The organism is Paenibacillus oralis, from assembly GCF_003863965.1.
Classification (GTDB): domain Bacteria; phylum Bacillota; class Bacilli; order Paenibacillales; family Paenibacillaceae; genus Fontibacillus; species Fontibacillus oralis.
In genome coordinates this window covers 1,980,797-1,997,905 of the sequence record NZ_RRCN01000001.1, presented here as the reverse complement: position 1 = coordinate 1,997,905, position 17,109 = coordinate 1,980,797, and the positions used below count along the sequence as shown (strand labels likewise).

General features: G+C 54.1%; 14 protein-coding genes. 4 read left to right on the top strand and 10 right to left on the bottom strand.

Annotated features, from left to right (window positions below):
• Positions 1–157: 157 nt before the first annotated feature.
• The 4 genes from fba to rpoE all read right to left on the bottom strand — a co-directional run bounded on the left by fba (position 158) and on the right by rpoE (position 4,675).
• Positions 158–1,012, bottom strand: coding sequence for a class II fructose-1,6-bisphosphate aldolase (gene fba / locus EHV15_RS09435; RefSeq protein WP_128630980.1), 855 nt, complete (start codon positions 1,010–1,012; stop codon positions 158–160).
• A 581-nt stretch (positions 1,013–1,593) separates the two neighbouring features.
• Positions 1,594–1,971: a response regulator gene (locus EHV15_RS09430; RefSeq protein ID WP_128630979.1), complete on the bottom strand. Its 378-nt coding sequence runs from the start codon at positions 1,969–1,971 to the stop codon at positions 1,594–1,596.
• 213 nt (positions 1,972–2,184) lie between these two features.
• Positions 2,185–3,786, bottom strand: coding sequence for a CTP synthase (locus EHV15_RS09425; RefSeq protein ID WP_128630978.1), 1,602 nt, complete (start codon positions 3,784–3,786; stop codon positions 2,185–2,187).
• A 316-nt stretch (positions 3,787–4,102) separates the two neighbouring features.
• Positions 4,103–4,675, bottom strand: a complete 573-nt coding sequence (rpoE, locus tag EHV15_RS09420; protein WP_128630977.1) for a DNA-directed RNA polymerase subunit delta — start codon at positions 4,673–4,675, stop codon at positions 4,103–4,105.
• A gap of 459 nt (positions 4,676–5,134) precedes the next feature.
• On the opposite strand from rpoE, the gene EHV15_RS09415 reads away from it, so the two are divergent.
• Positions 5,135–6,280, top strand: a complete 1,146-nt coding sequence (locus EHV15_RS09415) for a S8 family peptidase (RefSeq protein ID WP_128630976.1) — start codon at positions 5,135–5,137, stop codon at positions 6,278–6,280.
• Positions 6,281–6,370: 90 nt separating this feature from the next.
• On the opposite strand, the gene argS is transcribed toward EHV15_RS09415, so the two are convergent.
• The 6 genes from argS to EHV15_RS09385 all read right to left on the bottom strand — a co-directional run bounded on the left by argS (position 6,371) and on the right by EHV15_RS09385 (position 12,167).
• Positions 6,371–8,050: an arginine--tRNA ligase gene (argS, locus tag EHV15_RS09410; protein ID WP_128630975.1), complete on the bottom strand. Its 1,680-nt coding sequence runs from the start codon at positions 8,048–8,050 to the stop codon at positions 6,371–6,373.
• A gap of 1 nt (position 8,051) precedes the next feature.
• Positions 8,052–8,471, bottom strand: a complete 420-nt coding sequence (locus EHV15_RS09405; protein ID WP_128630974.1) for a YwiB family protein — start codon at positions 8,469–8,471, stop codon at positions 8,052–8,054.
• Positions 8,472–8,976: 505 nt separating this feature from the next.
• The gene (locus EHV15_RS09400) at positions 8,977–10,002 is read right to left on the bottom strand and encodes a hypothetical protein (RefSeq protein ID WP_128630973.1); all 1,026 of its coding nucleotides are present in this window, start codon (positions 10,000–10,002) and stop codon (positions 8,977–8,979) included.
• 182 nt (positions 10,003–10,184) lie between these two features.
• Positions 10,185–11,012, bottom strand: a complete 828-nt coding sequence (gene speE, locus EHV15_RS09395) for a polyamine aminopropyltransferase (protein ID WP_128630972.1) — start codon at positions 11,010–11,012, stop codon at positions 10,185–10,187.
• 101 nt (positions 11,013–11,113) lie between these two features.
• The gene (locus EHV15_RS09390) at positions 11,114–11,557 is read right to left on the bottom strand and encodes a toxin-antitoxin system TumE family protein (RefSeq protein WP_128630971.1); all 444 of its coding nucleotides are present in this window, start codon (positions 11,555–11,557) and stop codon (positions 11,114–11,116) included.
• The gene (locus EHV15_RS09385; RefSeq protein ID WP_128630970.1) at positions 11,541–12,167 is read right to left on the bottom strand and encodes a helix-turn-helix domain-containing protein; all 627 of its coding nucleotides are present in this window, start codon (positions 12,165–12,167) and stop codon (positions 11,541–11,543) included. The genes EHV15_RS09390 and EHV15_RS09385 overlap by 17 nt, the downstream gene beginning before the upstream one ends.
• A 300-nt stretch (positions 12,168–12,467) precedes the next feature.
• On the opposite strand from EHV15_RS09385, the gene EHV15_RS09380 reads away from it, so the two are divergent.
• From EHV15_RS09380 to EHV15_RS09370, 3 genes are all read left to right on the top strand, one after another.
• Positions 12,468–14,540 carry a transglycosylase domain-containing protein gene (locus EHV15_RS09380; RefSeq protein WP_128630969.1) on the top strand — a complete coding sequence of 691 codons (2,073 nt, stop codon included), beginning with the start codon at positions 12,468–12,470 and terminating at the stop codon, positions 14,538–14,540.
• 98 nt (positions 14,541–14,638) lie between these two features.
• Positions 14,639–15,304, top strand: a complete 666-nt coding sequence (locus EHV15_RS09375) for a DNA-3-methyladenine glycosylase (RefSeq protein ID WP_128630968.1) — start codon at positions 14,639–14,641, stop codon at positions 15,302–15,304.
• Between the two features lie 81 nt (positions 15,305–15,385).
• The gene (locus EHV15_RS09370) at positions 15,386–16,561 is read left to right on the top strand and encodes a copper amine oxidase N-terminal domain-containing protein (protein ID WP_128630967.1); all 1,176 of its coding nucleotides are present in this window, start codon (positions 15,386–15,388) and stop codon (positions 16,559–16,561) included.
• The last annotated feature ends 548 nt before the right edge of the window (positions 16,562–17,109 follow it).

The window sequence follows — 17,109 nt, the reverse complement described above, 5'->3', positions numbered from 1 at the left end:
AAGCCACGTTATTTGCGGTGAAAATGGAAAGACACCGTCTAAGCGGTGTACTTTCCAAGTCACCTTATTCAGCTGGACCAGCCAGTTCCCTAGGGCGGTCCGATGACACCGGACAAAGCTCCCCGTACAGGAAGGTATGCAAGCCTACCAAAAGCCCTTAGGCTTTGTTGTTGGAACCAAACTCACGGATTTTTCCGATAACCGTTGCCTTGATGGCGTCGCGGCCTGGAACGATGTACTTACGCGGATCGTATACGTCCGGTTTTGCGGCAAGCACTTCGCGAACCGCCTTGGTGAACTCGATTTGATTTTCCGTATTTACGTTGATTTTGGAAGTGCCGAGCGAAATCGCTTTTTGGATGTCATGGGTAGGAATGCCAGTCCCGCCGTGCAATACAAGCGGCAGCTTCACCGCGTCGCGGATTTCTTCCATTTCTTTGAAGCCGAGGTTCGGTTCGCCATGGTAAGGACCATGCACGGAGCCAAGTGCCGGAGCCAGCGTGTCGATTGCGGTTTCGTTTACGATGCGGATGCATTCGTTCAGGTCGGCATATTGAATGCCGCCGGAAACGTCGTCTTCCTGACCGCCAACGGTACCAACTTCCGCTTCCACGGAAACGCCTTTGGCATGAGCGTATTCAACGACTTTCTTCGTCATGGCGATGTTTTCGTCGATCGGATGATGGGAGCCGTCGATCATGACGGAAGTAAATCCGGCGTCGATCGCTTCCTTACATTTATCAAAACTGGAACCATGGTCAAGATGGATGGCTACAGGTACGGTAATTTTCATGTCATGCAGCAAGCCTTCCACCATTTTAACAATGGTGTAGAAGCCGCCCATATGGCGGGCTGCACCCTCGGATACGCCAAGGATCACCGGGGACTTCTCTTCTTCGGCGGCAGCGAGAATCGCTTGGGTCCATTCCAGGTTGTTGATGTTGTATTGACCCACTGCGTATTTGCCTTGAAGCGCTTTGTTCAACATGTCTGTCATCGATACTAATGGCATTGGTTTCAATCCTCCTAAGGATGTGGGATTTTATCTTATTTTAGCCGACATTCACACACTTTTTTATTATACCACAACTTGTCAAAATTACTATTGGAGCTTTCTAGGGCGGCGGAAGCAAGCATTTACCTGCGGCGAGAAGCGGCCGGGGCACTCTGCACTCCTAATTTGGCGCAGGGAGGGGAACCGGATGGCCGGCTAGGCGAACCGGGGATCTACCAACTCTCTCGAAATGCAAAAGTGCAGTTGAAATGAGCCGAATTCGGGCTGGTTAGAGCGATGAGGTGCAAAAGTGCATTTGAAAATGGAGCTTGCAGGCAATTTGGATCAAAACGGCGAAAATGAAATGTACTTTTGCACTTGGACCGCTCATTTTGAGGTGCTTCGACAAGAACCGCCTGCACTTTTGCATTTGGTCAGCCGAACCGCCACCTGCCATGTCCCGGGTCAACGGTCCCTCAACAAGCGTTATCTCGACTTACGCCAGGCAGATGCTCCCTCCAGCATTAAAAAAAGAACCTCCCTATAAGGACTCCAAAGCGATAGCACGCTTCGAACTCCTCAAGGAGGTTCACTTCCAACTAAATGACGGCGCCGCCTTTCAGCAGCATGTTCACCGCCACTCGCATTTCATCAATGTCAAAAGGCTTCGTAAAATGCATCAGGGCCCCAAGTTCGGTCGCTTCTTTAATCATGTCCAGCTCACCGTAAGCCGTCATCATAATGACTTTGATGTCCGGATTGACCTCCTTGATGTGCTTGAGGATTTCAAGTCCGTCCATTCCCGGGATTTTCATGTCGAGAAGCACCAAATCCGGTGAATCGCTGCGGACGATTTCCAAAGCCATTTTGCCGTTGGCCGCCTGAAACGTTTTATACCCTTCGCTGCTGAAGACTTCCATCAATAAAATGCGGATACCGTTCTGATCGTCGACAATTAACACTTTCTTCTCTTCCACGGAAAAACCTCCCACCGAATCAACCCTGTAATCCTGGTAATACTAAGTATTCGCCCTTAATTTGGAAATCCCTTCTCTACTGGAAAAAAGAGACTTAAAATTTCACAGGCCGGATTTCAGGCGGATGCCCCGGTTTGGTGAGAAGAGCGGGACAACCTGGCCTTTCCGCGCCCGCCGGCTTACGGGCTTGGCGCGGAATACAGCCCAAAGGGCTTAGGACAAATGGGTGATCGCCGCTTTGACAAACTCGCGGAACAGCGGCTGCGGCCGGTTCGGACGGGACGTAAACTCCGGATGGAATTGTACCGCCAAAAACCAAGGATGCTCCGGCAGCTCGATAATTTCGACCAGGCGTCCGTCCGGGGAAGTGCCGGAAATACGCAGTCCCACGCGTTCCAGCGTTTCGCGGTACGCATTGTTGAACTCATACCGGTGACGGTGTCTTTCGTACACCAGTTCATCGTCATAGCACTGCATCGCCAGGGACCCCGGCGTAAGCTTGCAAGGATACAAGCCAAGCCGCATCGTTCCGCCCAGATCCTCAATATCCTTCTGCTCCGGCAGCAAATCGATGACCGGATATTCGGTGGAAGGATTGATTTCCGAGCTGTTGGCGCCTTGCAGGCCGGCCAGGGCACGGGCGTATTCGATGACCGCCACCTGCATGCCAAGGCAGATGCCGAAGAACGGAATCTTGTTTTCCCGGGCGTAACGGATCGTCGTAATTTTGCCTTCGATCCCCCGGTCGCCAAAGCCGCCCGGCACCAGAATGCCGCCGACGCCTTGCAGCAGCTCGGCCACGTTGTCGTTCGTCACCTCTTCCGCGTTCACCCAGCGGATTTTCACGTCGCTATTTGCGTCAAATCCGGCATGGGACAGCGATTCGACCACGCTCAAATAAGCATCGTGCAGTGCGACGTATTTGCCAACGATGGCGATTTCCACCGTCTTCTCCAGTTTGTTGATCCGCTCGACAAGGCTTTCCCACTCGCGCATATCCGGCATCGGCGTCGTCAGCTTGAGATGGTTGACGACGATTTCGTCCAACCCTTCGTCGCGCAGGTTCAGCGGCACTTCGTACAGCGTATCCGCGTCCCGGCACTCCACCACCGCGCTGGGGTCGACGTCGCAAAATTGGGCGATCTTTCCCTTGATATCGTCCGACAGGGCATGCTCCGTCCGGCAGACGATCACGTTCGGCTGAATGCCGATGCTCCGCAGCTCCTTGACGCTGTGCTGGGTCGGCTTCGTCTTTACTTCTCCGGCCGCTTTAATGTACGGGATCAGCGTTACGTGGATATACATGACGTTCTCGCGGCCGATATCGCCTTTGATTTGGCGGATCGCCTCGAGGAACGGCAAGCTTTCGATATCGCCGACGGTGCCGCCGATCTCCGTAATGACGACGTCGGAACCGGCTTCACGTCCGGCGCGGAACACGCGCTCTTTGATTTCGTTCGTAATATGCGGAATCACCTGCACCGTACCGCCAAGATACTCCCCGCGGCGCTCCTTGCCGATGACCGAAGAGTAAACTTTACCCGTCGTTACATTGCTGTTCTTCGATAAATTAATGTCGATGAACCGTTCGTAATGGCCAAGATCAAGGTCTGTCTCGGCCCCGTCGTCGGTGACGAACACTTCGCCATGCTGATAGGGGCTCATCGTCCCCGGATCGACATTGATATAAGGATCGAATTTCTGGATCGTTACCTTCAAGCCTCTGTTTTTCAGCAGCCTGCCCAGCGACGCAGCCGTAATTCCTTTCCCTAGTGAGGATACGACCCCGCCTGTCACGAAAATATATTTTGCCACAGCTAAAAACCTCCTAAGATAGTACATGTTCAAAAAACCTTACTCCAGAAATTCGGGGGAACTTGGATCGTCAGCGATCATTAGCGTAACCCATTAAACGGTGAATCATAGCCAAATGGGCATAAAAAAAACAAAAAAGTGACACCCGAGTAAGTCGGGGCACTTTTTTGAAAAATTCGTTATTTTATAGGTTTGAATCATAAGCCCATGCAATAGTTTACCCGTTACCCCTGCCTGTGTCAAGTCAGGTGCTGCAGGCATACCTTGAACAATTTAAGGCAGCGTTCCCTCACGTAAAAAGGGCAACAACCCATAATCAGTCGTCATCGTTGTTGTCGTCGTAATCGTCTTCGCTGTCCAATTCGTCTTCTTCATCGGCGAGGGCGTCCTCGTCCTCTATCTCCTCTTCGTCGAGCAGGGTGTCGTCTTCGACTTCATCCACCTCGTCTTCATCGTCGTCAGGGAACAACTCATCTTCCCCATCCTCGTCCAAGGCATCGTAATCTTCGTCCTCGTCGGAGATGTATCCGTCTTCTTCCTCCACGAAATCCTCGTCTTCCAAATCGTCGTCGTCATCGTTAATGATGCGCGGACGTTTGGAGCTGGCCACCGGATCCTCCGAGCGGTCGACCGGGTACCAGCGCTTGAGGCCCCACAGATTGGTGCCTACGCAGGCAAACCGTCCATCGATATTAATTTCCGTATAGAGTTGAGCAATCGCTTCGTTGATTTGTTCCTCCGACATTCTGCGGAGCTTAGCAACCTCGTTCATCAGGTCGCGGTAGTAATACGGCGTGTTCGCCGCTTTCAGAATCATAAAGGCCAAGTCGACCATCGGGATTTCCTGAACCTTCTCCGGGTCGATGTTCAAATTGAGCGGGGTACTCACGTTACGGACACTTCCTCTCACGCAAATAGTTCACTATAAAGCAAAGGCGAAATCGTCCCTTACGGATCGTTTTCCTTCACTAACATATCCATATCACACATTAGTAAAACCTATTTGCCACTAAATTGCAAGTTTAAAAAACAGTACCTAAAGCGAAGCCGCCATGTTCCCCGTCCCCCGAGCACCTTGGCCGAAAAGGAAGGAGGCGAAGAACCTTCGGTTCTCCGCCCCTTGACTGTACCCTCCCCTAAAGAAGGCTTGGCGGCCCTCCCAAGGTTGGCGAAAGCCGCTAAACGGCCTTCCCTTCATCCTATGTCCAGATTCCCGCTTTGACACGCCATGTTCAGCCTAACTTCCGCCGGGCCCATTTCCGGCAAAACAGGGCCTCTTCCCCACTCCATGAAGAGAGGATTGTCATACTATACTGCAACACGCTTCGTCAGGAGGGGCTACTTAAATATGGACTATTCCGGATTTCTGCGTTATTTGAACGAACATGTCGACACCTCCGGAAAAAGCGGACGCTACATCATCCGCTTTCCGCATCCGGCCGAATACGCCGAATGCGTACGTCAGTTGTTTCAGCATAAGCGAAAACATCCAGCGCTGCGGCAGATACGAACCTCGCCGCTGCTGCAGGCCCTGATCTGTCCCCTTGGCTTGCGAGGGGAAACAGCCCGCTCCCAATTCGGCCTCTGGGTCGAGGAAGATTCCAGAGTCAGCGTTCATAGTCCCGCTCCTTCCGGCAAGGGGCAAAATTCCGGAATTCCCTGGGGAGTAAAGCGCATCGGCGCGCCGGAGACGTGGTCCGTCTCGACCGGATACCGGGTACGCATCGGCGTGATCGACACGGGGGCCGACTTCGCCCACCCGGACCTGCGCCACTCTTTGGCAAGGGGAATCAATTTGCTGAATCGGATTGGCCTTCCTTACGATGACAACGGCCACGGCACCCATATTGCCGGCACCATCGCCGCTTCGGGCGGATCGTTAGGCATGATGGGCGTGGCCCCCCGCTCGCTGATCTTTCCTGTTAAAGCGTTTGATCATAACGGATCCGCGTACGTTTCCGATATTATTTTGGGGATTGACTGGTGCGTCCGCAACCGGATGCATATTGTGAATATGAGTTTCGGTATGAAAACCAACAGCGAAGCCTTGAAGAACATCATCCGCAAAGCCCATACCGCAGGGATCGTTGTCGTGGCCTCCTCCGGAAACGACAAAAAAGGCCGGAGCGCCGATTATCCCGCGCGGTATCCTCAGACCATTTCGGTCGGGGCTACCGGGCGGGACGGCCGCATCGCCTCCTTCAGCAATCACGGCCCATATATCGACATTTACGCCCCCGGCGAAAAAATAACGTCCTCGTGGCTAGGCGGAGGATATCGCGAAATGAGCGGCACCTCCATGGCCACCTCCCACGTCAGCGGAGCCGTGGCCCTGCTGCTGGCGCTGAAGCCCGACCTGAAGCCGGGCGAGATCAAGCGCCGCCTGCGCCGCACCGCACGCCCGCTCCCTTCCGCCAGCAGCGCCAAGGTTAAGGGCGCCGGCGAGGTCAGCGCCGTGCGCCTGCTGCGCGCCAAGCCCCGGCGGCGGAGCTAGCCCGGCGCGCCAACAAGCCGCCTCCCCCGTACCCGCGGAAGAGGCGGCTTGTTGGTTCCGTCCGGGCCTTAGGGCCCCGGCCGGCGATGGCTACATCTTTTCCGGCGCGGACACGCCGATCAAGCCAAGCACGTTGGCGAGCGCCGTCCGCACGCCGCCGAGCAGCACGAGCCGCGCCGCAGTTTGCTCCGCGTCGTCGGTGATGACGCGCTCCGCGCGGTAGTAGCTGTGGAACAGCGAAGCCAGGTCATACGCATAGCGCACCAGCCGGTGCGGCGCATAGTTGGCCGCCGCCACGCCGATTTCCTCCGGCAGCTCGCCGATTTTCCGCAGCAGGTCAAATTCATGCTCCGCCGCCAGCTTGGTCAGATCGGCCTTTTCCGGCGCCGGGACGGCGATGCCCTGCTCTTCAGCCTGGCGGAAAATGCTGCAGATCCGCGCATGCGCGTACTGCACGTAGTACACCGGATTTTCGTTCGATGTCGAAATCGCCAAATCCATATCGAAATCGAGATGCGAGTCCATGCTGCGCATCGTAAAGAAATAGCGAATCGGGTCGACGCCCACCTCGTCCATCAGGTCTACCATCGTAACTGCTTTGCCGGTCCGCTTCGACATTTTTACCTTCTCGCCGTCCTGAAACAGGCTGACCATCTGAGCGATCAGCACAGTCAGCTTCTCCGGATCCTTGCCGATCGCCTGCATCGCCGCCTTGACGCGTGGAATATAGCCGTGGTGGTCAGCGCCCCAAATATTGATGATGCGGTCGAACCCGCGCTCATATTTGTTCCGGTGATAAGCGATATCCGGGGTCAAATAGGTGTAGGTGCCGTCGTTTTTCACCAGCACGCGGTCCTTGTCATCGCCATAATCCGTCGTTCTGAGCCAGGTTGCCCCTTCCTGCTCGTAGGTTTGGCCTTTCTCGCGCAGTTCGGCGAGCGAAGCTTCCACCTGCCCGTCCTCGTAAAGAGAAGTTTCGCTGAACCATACGTCAAAACGGACCCGGAAACGTTCAAGGTCCCGTTTGATTTTCGCCAGCTCCTTCTCGAGCCCGTATTTGCGCAGAAAAGCCGCACGCTCCTCCGGCTCCATCGACAGCAGCTTGTCGCCTTGTTCCGCCACAAGCTCCCTGGCGAAACCTTTAATGTCTTCGCCGTGATACCCGTCCTCCGGCATTTCCGCGTCCTGCCCGAGCTGCTGTAAATATCTGGCCTCGATCGATTTGCTCAGGTTGGCGATCTGGTTGCCGGCGTCGTTGATGTAATATTCCCGCGTTACGTCGTATCCGGCGAAATCCAGCAAATTGCAAAGAGCATCGCCCACCGCCGCGCCGCGCGCATGGCCCAAATGCAGGCTGCCCGTCGGGTTGGCGCTGACGAATTCGACCTGGGCCTTTTGCCCATTGCCTTGCTGGGTGCGGCCGTAGTTTTCCCCCGCGCGGTGAACCTCCAGCAGTATCGGATACAGATACCCTTTGCCCAGCGTGAAATTGATGAAGCCGGGACCGGCGATTTCCGCCTTTTCGATGCCGGCTTTCGAATAATCCAGCTTGGCCAAAATTTCTTCGGCGATTTGACGCGGGTTTTTCTTCGCGATCCGCGTCAGTTGCATGGCCGCATTGGTGGCAAAGTCGCCGTGGGCTTTATCCTTCGGCACTTCCAGCACGATGGCCGGGATTTCCTCAGGCTGCGCCAGCCCGGCGGCGGCGATCGCTTCCAGAATCGCTTCCTTCAGCGCCTGGTTCATTTGTTCCAACGGATTGTGTGGCATATCAAGCTTCCTCCTGTATATGTAAACTGATTACAAAATGTCCCGACAACTCTTCATAAACGTACAAATCGTATTCCCAGGTGACCAGGCCTGCCACGCCATCCAAACGGGAATCCATTTTTACGGTATCGGTAGACAAGTTAAAGCGGGTAAAAGGAGAACGGTAAAAACCCGGCAACCGCTGTCCGGTGCGGAACGTTTGCTCCGCCTCCACATCCCCGTGCCGCATGATCTTCAGCTCTTCCCCGGTAATTTTAACCATCGTCCGCGTCATCCCGCCGGTCAGCCCCGCCTCCGGCTCATTATAACGGATGTAGACCGCCCCGTCCCGAATCATGGCACTTCCTTGCAGGGACTGCACCGTCTCGTCTTGTCCCTGCCGGCTCGTCAACACGAGCTTGACCGGGCTCATTTCCGGCATACGCATCAAACCCTCATTCCGTACTCTATATATTACATCGTTTCTTACTGTACTACTATATCCAGTTCGTCCCGGCAATTCAATATGCGCGGTATGTTCGCGTTCAGCGCTAGCCGTTCTTGCAATAAGAAAAACGCCTGGCGGCGTCCTTTAATGGCTCTGACTTCTACTTTGGAGCGATTGGAGGCTCTTCCTAAACTTTGGATGGACGCTACTCTAACGGACACCAGCGGCCTTATCCGCCCATTTCCCGGGTATTTCCCAGGCTAACGGACACAGGCGACCCTATTTCGCTCTAAACCCGTTCATCCAGGCCGATTTGTGGTAAATAAGGGCTTCTGTGTCCGTTACATTTTGCAAACCTCCGTTTTTTCGAAAATAACGGCTCTGGTGTCCCTTAGCCCCCACGTCCCGCTTCTCCTCCCCTCTCTACATGCGCATCGCATCGCCCTCTACCTTGTTCTATAAGATTAAAAAAGCCGCTTCATCAGCGGCTCATCCCATCCTACAAAGGCTGGCTTAACACAATGTATTTCACTTTTTGGTCTTGAAAATACACATGGAACCGGTAGTAATCCCCGACTTTATAACTCCAGCGGCTTACCAGTCTAAGCGCTTTCGGCCCCAGTTTGTCCATCACGTTGCCGGCTCCGATGCCGACTTTGACCCCGTCTGCGGTTTGATGGTCCGCCGTCGTAAAAACGATGATCCGGTTCAGCGCCAGCACACCATCCTTAAATAGTCTGGCCTGTTTCACCCGCCCCGTGCTGTCATCGTAAAACGGCTTTTCCCACAGGACGTTCTCCGCTTGCTCTCCCGCAAGCCGCTGCTCCCAGCCGTTGAAGTCCAACCCTTCCACTTCGGCCCGGGAGGCCTCCAAAGCCTCCGGCTCGGCGGCGCCCGCCTGTTCCTGCTCCACCCGCGCTTGCTCCAGCAGCGCATCGAGCGTAGCCAGGTCCTTATTTTCCCGAAAAAGCCCCTGCATCAGCAGCAGCACCTGATCATCGGCGTAATAGGCGTGTCCGTCATATTGAAAAGCATTCAGCGCCAGGTCATAGGTCAACTCATAACTCGAATCGTTTAACGTAAATTGCAAAATTACCGGTTTCCGTTCGGCTCCCGGGTTCTCCTTCACCACCGCGCCCTGCATATCGGTGAACCGCAGCGATTGCAGCAGCACCGCTTGCCGCTCTGCGGGAACCTGCACGCTGCCGCTGTCCGACTTGGCCGTAATCCCGGTCACATCCTCTTCCTTAAAAGGAAGATGGTCCAGCAAATAAGGGGATTCGGCATTCCCCGGCGTTTGCCCGTCCTTAGCCGCTAATGCGTCCGCCTCCGGTTCCGTTCCCGCCGGTTGCGTCATCGCGGAATCCGCCGAGTCCGCCGGCATTTCCGACGTTTGCTCCTCCTTCTGCCCGTTATTGGAGGGGTGCGATTTATTCACAGGCAGTCCGTAAAATAACCATCCGGCAACGAGAACCACCAAAATCATCATCGCGTATGCCATTACGTTTCGTGGAGTTCTGTTCATTTGATTGCCATCCCGCCTTAATTCAACAATTAGTGACACAATTCATACTATCATACTCAAGTTATAATACTCATGGTCCCAATGGCATGTTTTCCCACCTGGCGGCCTATTCGAAAAGTCCTACGCAGGCAAAAAAACACCCGCCGCCCAATGCAGGGCAAGACGGATGCTTTTCATCCAACCTACTTCACGAGGTCTTCCACGAATTTGGGCAGCACAAACGCGGCTTTGTGAATCCGCGGCGTGTAATATTTGGTGTCCAGTTCGGGGATGTTCGACTCGTCCACTTCCAGAGGGTCATGCACTTTACTGCCCATCGTGAACGTCCACAATCCGCTCGGGTAAGTGGGAATGTTGGCTCCGTACACGCGGACGATCGGGAAAATCTCCTTGACGTCCTTGTTTACTTTTTGGATCAAATCCGCTTTAAACCATGGGTTGTCCGTCTGGGCAACAAAAATGCCGTCATCCTTCAGCGCTTCGTAAATGCCCTGATAGAACCCGCGCTCAAACAATGGCGCCGCCGGTCCTACCGGTTCGGTAGAATCGACCATGATGACGTCGTATTTGTTTTTGCTCTCTATAATATGCATGTAGCCGTCGGCCACCTGAACTTCAACCCGGGGGTTGTCCAACCCGCCGGCGATTTCCGGCAAATATTTTTTCGAATATTCGATGACCTTGCCGTCGATCTCCACCAGCACCGCTTTTTCCACTTCCGGATGCTTGATCACTTCGCGGATTACTCCGCCGTCGCCGCCGCCAACCACAAGCACATGCTTCGGGTTCGGATGCGTGCAGAGCGCCGGATGGGCCACCATTTCATGGTAAACAAACTCGTCTTTGATCGTCGTCATGACCATGCCGTCCAGCACGAGCATCCGCCCGAATTCCTCGGTATCGATCATCGCCAGATCTTGAAATTCCGTTTTTTCCGTAACCAGCGTTTCGCGTATTTTTGCCGTTATGCCAAAGACCGGCGTTTGTTTTTCCGTAAACCACAATTCCATCGTACCAACCTTCTTTCCGCCAGAGTTCACTTCCTAGTATTGTACCAAACAAAAAGATAATAACACACGATGCAGCCCCGATCATTGCAAAACCCCGGTATTTACCGGGGCTTGTCCGCTCGTTCCTGTTTTGCGATTTCCATGTGCATAAGAATGGCTTCCATGATGGTAAACAGATCATGATGGCCATAGTTCGGATATCTGCGCTCGTCATCCATGCCAACAGGTTTATGATGCATATGATCGGGTTCCGTTGCCGTCTGGTGCTGCTTCTGCTCATGTGGTTCATTATGCCACTTCCACATATGGCCTCGTTGATACTCCCAATCATACTGATACTTTCTTTTTTTGCCGGTCTTGGTATCAATCAATTCGAATACCGTCATGTAAGTACCGTCAACGAATTTGATCGTCTTCCGGACAAAGGGGCCTTTACTCAGGTCTTCTCCGAAAAATCCGTCCTCAACAGACTCGATCAGATCTGGGAAAGATCGTTTCAAGAATTCGAAATTCGTCCCAAAAAGGCCATCAATTCGGCGCTTCATTAAATTCCCTCAACTCATCAAGCAAGGCAAGCCATATCGACGCATCACGATCTTCCTCTACAGTACGTTCAGCCTTAGCGCCAAGCGTCATTTCGTAAGTACCGCCATGCTTTTTCATCAGCCGCGCGATCTCTTCGAGTACGGCGTCACGATGTTCATGATCAGACAAAGCGGTTTGCTCCTGCAGTTGCTGCTCGAACATCACGACAACTTCGGAAAGCGGAAGCACCTCACCGTTTCTCATGACAAATGATAGCGTCTCCGGAATACGATTGTGTCGATTCTTCCCCATTCGTTTATATCCAAGGAACCTGCCCTCATCGATCCACTTGTTGACCGCTTGAACCGATACACCGAAAATGCGAGCAAGTTCTCCGGTAGAATATGTCCGTAAGGGCATCGCTTGGTCAACGGTTTCTGCCATAAGGCGAATCAACCCCCGGAGATCTTTCTTTAATTCCAACTGTTTACGAGGGTTGGTTACAATTATGTAATCGTGAAGCATATTGCTAAATGCCCGGTAAAATTCAGGATCGGCTCGTTTGATCGCACGTTCAAGCAATTGCCCGCTTTTCTCGACGACCATTTCACGCTCTTGTTTCGTCGACATGAACATCACCTCTTACCCCCACTCTACCAAAGTTAAACCTTAAATTCAACTAAAGTTAAACCGGAACTTAAACTTAATTCTATGCATCATTCTCTCCGGAAATAACACGGTTTTATTCAAACAAAAAAACATCCCGATTTACGCGACTTCAAGTAAAACCGGCCTGGTTGACAATTAACAGGGGGTTTGAAAAGCGCTCTCATGAATGATCTCTCCCAAACTTTCCCATACTAAAAAGAAACGTTCGGGAACGTAGAAGCAACGATTTAGTATAGAGCTTTGAAAGGAGAGAGCCCTTCCGTGCAAAAACTCGCTCGCAGTGACAGATATCATCAGCGCAAGCCGCGCCGGGCTTGGCGGCGGCTGCTCAAGCTGACGCTCGGCGCCGGACTGCTGGGCGTATGCGCCGCCGGCTTCCTGCTGCTATACCTGTATCAGGCCGATCTGCCATTGGCGGATTCGGACCGGAACTCGCAGCTGATCGACAGCAAAGGAAACACGATCGCCGTTTTTTCGGACGGCGGCAAAAACCGCGAAAACGTGGATCTCCCGGAGATTTCCCCGTGGCTGATCAAAGCGACGCTCGCGACCGAAGACCGGCATTTTTACGATCATTTCGGTTTTGACTTAAAAGGCATGGCCAGGGCGGCCCTCGTAAATTTGAAGGAGATGGGCAATGTTCAAGGAGCCAGCACGCTGACGCAGCAGCTCGCCCGCAATCTGTTCCTCACCCATGAGCGGACCTGGTCGCGGAAAATCAAGGAGGCTTTATACACGGCCCAGTTGGAAATGAAATACGACAAGGATGACATCCTCCGCATGTATTTGAACGAAATTTACTACGGCCACGGCGCTTACGGGATTGAGGCTGCCGCGCAAATGTACTTCGGCAAGCCCGCCAAAAACCTGAGCCTGGCCGAAAGCGCCATGCTGGCCGGAGTGCCCAAGGGACCCACATATTATTCGCCTTTCAACCATATGAAAAACGCCAAAGACCGGCAGCGCACCGTGCTCTCGGCCATGGTCGCCACCGGTGGCATTTCCCCGCAGGAGGCGGACCGCGCCTACAACGAGATGCTGGCCTTTCAATCGCCAAAGCAGCAAAATCCCGTAGACAAAGCCCCTTACTTCCGCGATTACATCCGCAGCGTCGTGGTGGACGAGCTTGGATTCGATGAAACGCTGCTGGAGCATGGCGGGTTGAGCATTTACACGACGCTCGATCCGGACGCCCAGCAGGCGGCTGAGGCAGCCGTGGCCTCGGAGCTGGACAAAACGCCGGAGCTGGAGGCCGCCCTGATTTCCATCGATCCGCGCAACGGATACGTCAAAGCGCTCGTCGGCGGGGCCAATTACAAACAGAGCCAATACAACCATGTTTTTGCCACGACCCGCCAGCCGGGCTCCAGCTTCAAGCCGATCATGTATTTGTCCGCACTGGCCTCCGGCAAAATGACGAGCGCCAGCAAGTTCAGCAGCCAACCGACGCTGTTTCATTATGATGACAACCGCAAAACCTACAGTCCGAAAAATTTCGGAGACAAATATTTGGGCGAAATCGACATGCGTCAGGCGATCGCCCATTCGGACAACATTTACGCCGTCAACACGATTTTGACCGTCGGCGCCGAGCAGGTGATCGAGCTGGGCCGGAAGATGGGGATCACCAGCCCGCTGCAGCCGGTGCCGTCGCTGGCGCTGGGCACTTCCCCGATCAGCCCGTTCGAAATGGCTACCGCGTTTGCGGTGATCGGCAATCAGGGCCGGAGCGTCAAACCGGTGGCGGTATTGAAAATCACCGATTCCAGCGGGCGCGTACTATATGAGGCCAAAACGGCCAAGCCCGAGCAGATTGTTGATCAGGCGGCGGCTTACGTGCTGACCAACCTGATGGAAAGCGTATTTGAAACCGGAGGCACCGGGAACCGGGTATCGAGCGAAATTAAGCGGCCGGTGGCCGGCAAAACCGGTACGACCAGCACGGACGCCTGGCTCGTCGGCTTTACGCCGGAGCTGTCCACCGCCGTCTGGGTCGGGTACGACAAGGGCAAAACGCTCGGTACGGCGGAATCGCGCAAGGCCGCGCCGATTTTTGCCAAATATACGGAAAAAGCGCTGGCGAAAGTACCGCCGAAAATTTTTCCGATTCCCGATGGCGTCGTCAGCGTCTATATCGACCCGGAGACCGGCAAATTGGCGACAACGGACTGCCCCGGCAAGAAGCTGGAAGTGTTCATTCAGGGAACCGAGCCGACGGAATATTGCGAAGCGCACGGGGAAGGAAAACCGGAGCCGCTCCCGGAACCGGCCCAGACGGAGAAGCAGGAAACCCATTCCTGGTGGAACGATTTGAAGCGCTGGTGGATGGACTGAAGCGGATGATCGGCGCTCATGCATGTGGACGAAACGCGCCCGGTTCTATACCATAAAAGGGAGTTGCAATTTCTACCCTAAAGGAGACTCCCCAATAGATGAATCAAATCACGAAAAAAATCGTTCCCGGCCGCCCGCTGCCCCCGGAATTTTACCGGCTTACCGCTCTGGAAGCCGGGCCCCTGCTTCTGGGGCACACGCTGGTCCGCCGGACGGAGGACGGCGACATCCGCTGCCGCATCGTGGAAACCGAAAGCTACGGGGGCGTGGAGGATAAAGGCAGCCACGCCTTCGGCGGGCGCCGCACCGCACGCACCGAGATTATGTTCAGCGAGGGTGGCGTCGCTTATATTTATTTGATTTACGGCATGTACAACTGCCTGAATTTGGTCACTGGCGCGCCGGACGATCCGCAGGCCGTGCTGGTCCGCGCCGTGGAGCCGCTGTCCCCGGCCGATGAAGCGCTGATGCGCCAGCGCCGCGGCACGAAGGCACGCCGCCCGGTCGACTTGTCCGGAGGGCCGGGCAGGCTGTGCCGTGCCCTGGACATCGACAAGTCGCTGAACGGCCTGCCGCTCCGCGAGCCGGGGTCCGCGCTGTGGCTGGAGGCCGGGGAGGGCGTGCCCAGCGGGGCCATTATGCAGGCGCCGCGGGTCAATATCGCCTATGCCGCGGAATATGCCGAAAAGCCATGGCGGTTTTATCTCCGCGACAGCCGGTACGTTTCGGTTGTTGATAAGCAGGCCGTTGCTTGGACAAATTAGAATTCCATTTTATTCCACAACTTTTTCGTGTTTCATCCGTTTAATTCTACGTATTTACTTATTCAGTAGGAGGATCAACCGATGAAACACACAACTTCGTTCGCTAAAGCGGCGGCGGCCCTCATGTTATCCTTGACGGTTGCGGCGGGAGCCCTGCCCGGCCTGCAGCCGTTTTCGGCCACAGCCGCCGCGGCAACGGCGAAAGAGCCCATAATTTATGGCTTGGAGCACGCCACGTTTAAGCAATCGGGCCAGCTTTACCTTCCTTTGAAGGAAGTCGCTCCCCTATTGGACCTGCAGGTTGGGTATGACAACGTCACCAAGACGACTGAAGTCACGGGCGTGCAGCAATTGGCCAAGCTTAAATCCGGGAAATCTTCAGCAACCGGGAAAAGCGGGAAAACGATCGCTTTGGGAGCTCCGGTTTTGGTCAAAAACGGCGATACTTACGTCCCGGCCTCTTTGTTTTCCAAGCTGTTCGGCATCCCGATCAAAGCGGCCAATACCAAGGAGCCGGGTGAAATCAGCTTTCCTTATAGCTCTCAATACTTCACGATGCGCTCAGGCAGCATGCTGTTCTGGATGAACAAGCAGCATGGCGTCATCTATGCCGGATCAAGCGGACAGCTTCCCGAGCGGGCGGGCAAGGTGACCGTCAGAGACCCGGATTGGCTCGGCGGAAAGGCGCAAAAAATCGACGATTCCACCTACGTCCTGGACATCAGCAACTCCTACGGCGAGCCGCATATCAACAACAGCTGGTACCGCATTCTGCTGTATGACGGGAAGATCGCCCAGCAGTCCGCCATGCATTTCGGCGGTCCTCCCTTTGGAAATCTGCATGAAAATGTTCTGACGTATGACGGTAAAATCGTGTTGAACGATGGACAGATTGCCAAATTGTACACGAAGTATGGACATCTAACCGAAACCATCAATCTGGCACAGCTTGGCGGCCCCGAGGATGTTTACAGTCTGGAGGCGCTGGAGGACGATTTTCTGCTGATCCGGTCTTATTCGTCAGGAACGCTGCTGCTGATCGACCGCAAAACCGGGGAACGGACCGCCCCTTATTTAAAGCTGCTTCAAGAGGACGACATCCAATGGATTAAAATGAACGATTTCAACGCCGATGACGGGCTGACCTACACCGGCCGGACAGGCTCCATCCTCCATTTCGATTGGGAAGGCTTCAATTCAAGCCCAGGTGGCAGCAAATCGCTTGATCTTACCAGTGCTTTCGAAAAAACCGATTAATAAAATATTTTCGAAATTGTTTCCACCGGAGATCTAACGGTTGTAGCAGCGGCTATTTTACAAAAAAAGACCTATTCTAAATTCTAATGGTTGCGGAAGCCGTTATTTGTCTGAATCTAAGCAAAATTGGCTGGGTTTAAGTGAAATAAGCGCCGTAGCAACCGTTACAATTTGAAATCAACGTTTTTGGGACAAATAGCGGTTGTAGCAACCGTTAGAGTAATTTACCCCTATTTAGAGACTAAGCTTGGTTTCCAATTCTATTGGCTCTGAAACTTATTTTAAGAAAACGCCTGACGGCGTCCTTTAGTGGCTCTGACTTCTACTTTGGAGCGATTGGAGGCTCTTCCTAAACTTTGGACGCTGCTCTAACGGACACCAGCGACCTTATCCGCCCATTTCCCGGGTATTTCCCAGCCTAACGGACACAGGCGACCCTATTTCGCTCTAAACCCGTTCATCCAGGCCGATTTGAGGTAAATAAGGGCTTCTGTGTCCGTTACATTTTGCAAACCTCCGTTTTTTCGAAAATAACGGCTCTGGTGTCC